The organism is Bellilinea sp. (assembly GCF_034432615.1).
Classification (GTDB): domain Bacteria; phylum Chloroflexota; class Anaerolineae; order Anaerolineales; family Anaerolineaceae; genus Bellilinea.
Genome location: NZ_DAOUBL010000221.1, coordinates 1 through 5,708, shown reverse-complemented (window position 1 = coordinate 5,708; position 5,708 = coordinate 1). Strand labels below are relative to the sequence as shown.

Sequence of the window (5,708 nt, the reverse complement as noted above, 5' to 3'; positions counted from 1 at the left end):
CCCGCGGCGACCCGCGCCGCGGGAGCGGTTTGCCGCCACCTGCTGGCGCAGTTCGGCATCCGCATCGGCGGTTATGTGGCTTCGATTGGCGAAATCCGCGCCGATTTGCAGGACCTGCCGCTGGAAGAGCGCATTCGGCACGCGCTGACCAGTGAAGTAGCCTGCCCGGATGAACCAGCCGCGCAGGCGATGCAGGCGCGCATTCGTGAGATTATGCAGCAAAAAGACACCCTCGGCGGGGTGATTGAGGCGGTGGCGCTGGGCGTCCCGCCCGGACTGGGTTCTTACGTCCACTGGGAACGGCGGCTGGACGCGCGCCTTGCCGCAGCGGTGATGAGCATCCCGGCCATCAAGGGGGTGGAAATCGGGCCGGCCTTTGAGAACACCACCCGCCCCGGCACGCTCGTGCATGACCCCATCCTGCTGGCAGGCGGCGATCTGCAACGAGCGGGGATCAACAGCGGCGGTTTGGAGGGCGGCATCACCACCGGTCAGCCGATTCTCATCCGCGCGGCGATGAAGCCGATTGCCACCACCCTGAACCCGCAGCGTTCGGTGGACCTGGCCGAGGGCGTGGCGGTGGAAACGCGCTACGAGCGCTCCGACTTTTGCCCGGTGCCGCGCGCGGTGGTCATTGTGGAAGCCATGCTGGCCTACGTGCTGGCCGATGCGCTGCTGGAAAAACTGGGCGGCGATTCGCTGGCGGAGATGCTGCCGCGCTTCGCCGCACTGCCGCGGGCGCGCCTGAGTGATGTGCACCTGCGTCAGGATGATCCCGTTTTCTGGCGCGGGGAGGAAACCGAATGAACCGGCCGGGTTGGATTCTTCTCTACGGCCCGCCGGGCGTGGGCAAGACCACACTGGGCAGGTGGCTGGCCGCCCGGCTGGAACTGCCTTTTTACGATCTGGATGAACGTATTCAACAGGTCAACGGGCGCACCATCCCGCAAATTTTTCAGGAAGAGGGCGAAAGCGGTTTTCGGCAGCGTGAAAAATCTGCGCTGAAAGAATTGTTGACTCTGCCGCCGGGGGTGGCTGCGCTGGGCGGGGGCGCCTTGCTGGACGGGGACAACCGCCAGCTGGCAGAACGCTGCGGCACGGTGCTCTGCCTGACGGCCGGCCTGCAAACCCTGCTCGAACGGCTGGGTGAGGCCAGCCAGACCCGCCCCCTGCTCAAAGGCGAGGATGGCTGGCAGGCACGCCTTTCAGCCTTGCTGGAAGCGCGCCGCGAGCATTACGCCTCGTTTGAAACCCGCCTGCCAACCGATGGACGCACTCTGGATGAAACCGGCGGGGAAGCCCTCTGCGCGCTGGGTATTTTTCCCATTCGCGGAATGGAGAGGCCTTACCGGATGATGGTACACAACGGCATTCTGGAATTGGCAGCCGATCATTTGAATGAAATTGGGCGCAGCCGAACCGCTGCGCTGGTTTGTGACAGCAACACCGCCCGATTGTACGCCGAGAAGGTGGAAAAGCCGCTCACCGCTGCCGGCTGGCGGGTGCGGCGCTGCGTTGTGCCGGCGGGTGAAGCCCACAAGACCCTGCAAACGACGGCCGATTTATGGGCGCAATTCGTGGAAGGCGGGCTGGAGCGCGGCAGTCTGGTGGTGGCACTGGGCGGCGGTGTGGTTGGGGATATGAGCGGCTTTGCCGCCGCGGCTTTTTTGCGCGGGGTTGACTGGGTCAACCTGCCGACCACCCTGCTGGCAATGGTGGATGCCTCCATCGGCGGCAAGACCGGTGTTGACCTGCCGCAGGGAAAAAACCTGGTGGGGGCGTTTCACCCGCCGCGGCTGGTGCTGGCCGACCCGCTGGTTCTTTCCACTTTACCCATCGGCGAAGTGCGCAGCGGCATGGCGGAGGTCATCAAACATGCTGTGATCGGCGACCCGGCTTTGCTGGATGCCTGCGCGGACGGCGCGCAAGCGTGGAGCGGCGGCTGGGAATGGCTGGTGCGGCGCGCTGCGGCCGTCAAGGTGCGCGTCATCGAAGCCGACCCCTACGAGCAGGGTCTGCGCGAGGTGCTGAATTTTGGGCATACCCTCGGCCACGCGCTGGAAAAATCCAGCGGTTACCGCCTGCGCCACGGCGAAGCCGTAGCCATCGGCATGGTGGCCGAAACGCGCCTCGCCGAACGGCTGGGAATTGCCGAAAGAGGGTTGAGCGGGCGGCTGGCTGCCATTCTCAGCAGGTGGGGGCTGCCCGTTGATCCCCCCGCCGGCCTGAGCGCCGAGCAAATCCGCGCCGGTCTGACGGTGGACAAAAAACGGCGGGACGGACAATTGCGCTTCAGCCTGCCGCACCGTGCCGGGCAGGTGCTGCACGGCGTCATCGTCCCTGCCGAAGAAGCGCTGCGGGAGGTGATTGGATGAAAAAAGTACTGGTGCTGCACGGGCCAAATCTCAACCTGTTGGGAGAACGTGAGCCGCAGGTGTACGGCAGCCTGACGCTGGATGAGATCAACCGGCGGTTGATCGAGGCCGGCCGCGAGTGGAATCTGGAGGTATCCTGCTTTCAGTCCAACCATGAGGGAGAACTGATTGACGCGCTGCACACCGCCCGGCGGACGGTCGAGGGGGTGGTTTTTAATCCCGCCGGCTATACGCACACCTCGGTAGCGCTGCGCGATGCGGTAGCGGCCGTTTCCATTCCGGTCATCGAGGTGCATCTTTCCAACCCGGCAGCGCGCGAGGATTTTCGGCATGTTTCGCTGCTCGCGCCGGTCTGCCGCGGGACGATTGCCGGTTTTGGCTGGCGTTCGTACTGGCTGGGGCTGCTGGCGCTGGCAAACCTGCTGGCAGAATGAAAATCCTCAAGCGGGATAAGGGTGAAAAAAGAGATTTGACGCCAAGACGCTAACGATTCCTTTTTGCCTTCTCTGCGTCTTTGCGCCATTGGGTTAATTCCAACCTTCTGCAGTCTGGCAGGTGTTGACGGCTAAAAATAGGATTACCCCAAAATTCCGCCCCTTGTCAGAATGGCTGGATGTGGTTTAATCAAAATGATGATTTGGTGCAGATTGATTTCGGACGAACGATTATTATGGTTGAGCAATTACTCGGTTTTGGGCAGAATTTTTGGGCAGCCTTGAGCAGCGGCAGCGCCAGTTCGGCGCACCTGTGGCTGTACGCAGTCATCACGCTGCTGGTGATGGTAGAAGGCCCGGTGTCGATTCTGCTGGCAGCCGGGGCTTCTTCGGCCGGTTTTCTCAATCCGCTGCCGGTGTTCATTGCCGCAACGCTGGGGAATTTGATTGCCGATACGCTGTGGTATGGATTGGGTTATATCGGTAAAATTGACTGGCTGCTGCGCCGGCGCGGCTGGTTTGGTGTAAATGCCGAAAAACTCGACCTGTTCCGGCAGGTCATTCACCGCCAGGCCGTCAAACTGCTGATCTTCGCCAAACTCACCAACGGCTTAATTGTGCCGGTGCTGATCGCCACCGGCCTGGCACGCGTCCCGCTGCGCAAATGGTTTCCCATCATTTTTGTGACCAATTTGCTGACCAGTCTGGTCATGGTAGCCATCGGTTATACCATGGCCTCCAGTTTGTTACGCGTCCAGCAAGGGCTGCGGTATGCGGCCTTTGCGGCTACCCTCCTGTTTTTGCTGGCGGCATCATTTTACGTGCGTCATCTGCTCAGCCGCAAAGATGTGAGTGCCATGCTCGAAAAAGTCGAGTAGCAGGAGAAAGAAGAATATGCGGGTTATGTTGTGTACGACCACCTATCTGCCGGAGTTGAACGGGCAGGCCATTTTCACCGCCAATCTGGCGCAGGGGCTGGCCGCACGCGGGCATCAGGTTTGGGTCGTGCGCCCCGGCACGGGTTTTCGCTTTACTCAAACAGCCGACGGGAATCTGAAGATCATTGGTCTGCCGGCTGTTCGATTGAGCTTCATTCACAAAGACTTGCGGCTGGCTGTGGGTTACCGGCGGCTTTTGCAGCGTTTATTCGATCAGATTTGTCCGGATGTGGTGCACGTTCAAGACCCCTCTCCCTTTTGCCAGAGCGCTGTAGGTGAGGCCAGGCGGCGCGGCATCCCGGCGATTGCCACCCATCACCCCGGCCCGGAAATCAGCGCACCGTACTTTGCCCGCCTGCCTCTGCCTTTCAAACGCGCTGTGGAAGCCATTGGCTGGCGGTTCGTGGCGCATCATCTCAACCGGGCGGATGCCGTCAGCGTTCCATCGCGCAGCTCAGCCCAAATGCTGGCAGCGCATGGCGTCCGCCAGCCGGCCCGCCCAGTTTCCTGCGGCATCCGCTTGAATGAATTTACTCCCCCATCCGCCATTGACCGCCGCAAAATTCTGGAGAACTTCGGCCTGCCAGCCGACCGGGTGATTGGGCTGTATGTGGGGCGGGTGGACGCGGAAAAACGGGTAGATGTATTGATTGAAGGGCTGGCAGCCCTGCAAGACGAGCAGTTTCATCTGGCGATTGCCGGAAATGGAGCCTGCCTGCCGCAGATCAAGCGCTTGATTCGAAAGTGCGGGGTGGAACAGCGCGTTCATCTGCTGGGAAACGTTCCCCACGAGAACCTGCCCGCTTTAATTTCGGTTGCCGATCTATTCCTGATGCCCGGCGATGCCGAATCGTTCAGTATTGCCACGCTGGAGGCCATGGCGTGCGGTAAACCGGTGCTGGCAGCCAATGCTTCGGCCTTACCGGAACTGGTCAGCCACCTGCAAAATGGTTATCTTTTCCAGCCCCAAAATCCGCAATCGGCTGCCGAAGGGATACGCTGGCTGCTGGAAAACCGCGCCCGCTGGGCGGAAATGGGACAGATCAGCCGGCGGCGCGCCGGACAGCACCGCCTGGAAAACACCCTGCAACGCTATGAACAGCTGTACCGCTACACCCACCCGCAAAGCGCGGCTCAACGCGCTGGCCGGTCAGCACAGCGCCGTCCGGCATTCCGTCCGCTGATGATGCAGGCAGGGATTTTGTTTGTGCTGTTCTCGCTGTTGTATGCTTCTGCGCCGCTAACGGCTTCGGCTCAGGGGGGTGTGGAAACCTTACCGCCCATCACCCTGGAAAGCCTGCGCCGTTTGATCATCCTGACCATTAAAGACGAAAACAGCCTCTACGCAAACGGCGGCCTGATTCAGGCGCTGCTGGAAAAGGGCGAAGCGGTAAAGTTTGTCCTCCTGCAGCCGGAAAAGTCAAACACGCCGGAGCAAGCCGGTGCGCCTTCAAGTGAGATGCAAGACACCTTCAACCCCCGGGAGCGTATCCGCCGCTGGCTGGAAGAACTGGGTATCCCGCCGGAAACGGTGGACATTTTTGAAATCGAAGAAAAAGAGATCAACCAGTGGTATCAGGAGATGCGCGAAAAGTGGCAGTCCATTGAAATACAGGTGATCCCCATTGCCCCGTGAGCGGGATAGAAGGCGAAAAGGGCTGTTTAAAAACGTTCGTTTGGGATAAGCCATTCAAACAACGAATGGGGAATTATCCTTTTGATCGAACACAGTACTCGCCCAAAAGGACAGACTATTGTTATCGCCTTAGCCGCTTGCGGATGCGACGCTGTTCAACCCAAAGGCGCAGAGAGGTGAAAAAGAAACCTTTGCGTCCTGGCGATCGATCTTTTTATTCACCTTGTCAAGCAGTGTCCCTCCGAGCGCAGCGACACAAACAAGAATTAATGTCACTCCGAACGAAGTGACACTCACCAGTGCTGACGGGAGTCTCCCACTCTGT

General features: G+C 60.4%; 6 protein-coding genes. 5 read left to right on the top strand and 1 reads right to left on the bottom strand.

All coding sequences use genetic code 11. From position 1 onward, the window contains the following. The 5 genes from aroC to VAE48_RS09885 form a co-directional block, all read left to right on the top strand. The coding region (gene aroC / locus VAE48_RS09905) for a chorismate synthase (protein ID WP_322793164.1) at positions 1-807 on the top strand (807 nt) is incomplete at its 5' end. Further along, positions 804-2,375, top strand: coding sequence for a 3-dehydroquinate synthase (aroB, locus tag VAE48_RS09900; RefSeq protein WP_322793163.1), 1,572 nt, complete (start codon positions 804-806; stop codon positions 2,373-2,375). The genes aroC and aroB, both read left to right, overlap by 4 nt. Beyond that, entirely contained in the window at positions 2,372-2,809 is a 438-nt protein-coding gene (aroQ, locus tag VAE48_RS09895; protein ID WP_322793162.1) for a type II 3-dehydroquinate dehydratase, read from the top strand. Before aroB ends, aroQ begins: the two co-directional genes overlap by 4 nt. Before the next feature lie 179 nt (positions 2,810-2,988). Beyond that, on the top strand, positions 2,989-3,687 hold the full coding sequence (locus VAE48_RS09890) for a VTT domain-containing protein (RefSeq protein ID WP_322793161.1): 699 nt from the start codon (positions 2,989-2,991) through the stop codon (positions 3,685-3,687). Between the two features lie 16 nt (positions 3,688-3,703). After that, positions 3,704-5,383, top strand: coding sequence for a glycosyltransferase (locus tag VAE48_RS09885; protein WP_322793160.1), 1,680 nt, complete (start codon positions 3,704-3,706; stop codon positions 5,381-5,383). 129 nt (positions 5,384-5,512) lie between these two features. Here VAE48_RS09885 and VAE48_RS09880 read toward each other — a convergent pair. Beyond that, the coding region (locus VAE48_RS09880) for a hypothetical protein (RefSeq protein ID WP_322793159.1) at positions 5,513-5,708 on the bottom strand (196 nt) is incomplete at its 5' end.

Excerpts from the sequence above, each read along its gene's own strand:
- aroB (WP_322793163.1), top strand. The coding sequence starts at position 804 with ATGAACCGGCCGGGTTGGATTCTTCTCTACGGCCCGCCGGGCGTGGGC.
- aroQ (WP_322793162.1), top strand. The coding sequence starts at position 2,372 with ATGAAAAAAGTACTGGTGCTGCACGGGCCAAATCTCAACCTGTTGGGA.
- VAE48_RS09890 (WP_322793161.1), top strand. The coding sequence starts at position 2,989 with ATGTGGTTTAATCAAAATGATGATTTGGTGCAGATTGATTTCGGACGA.
- VAE48_RS09885 (WP_322793160.1), top strand. The coding sequence starts at position 3,704 with ATGCGGGTTATGTTGTGTACGACCACCTATCTGCCGGAGTTGAACGGG.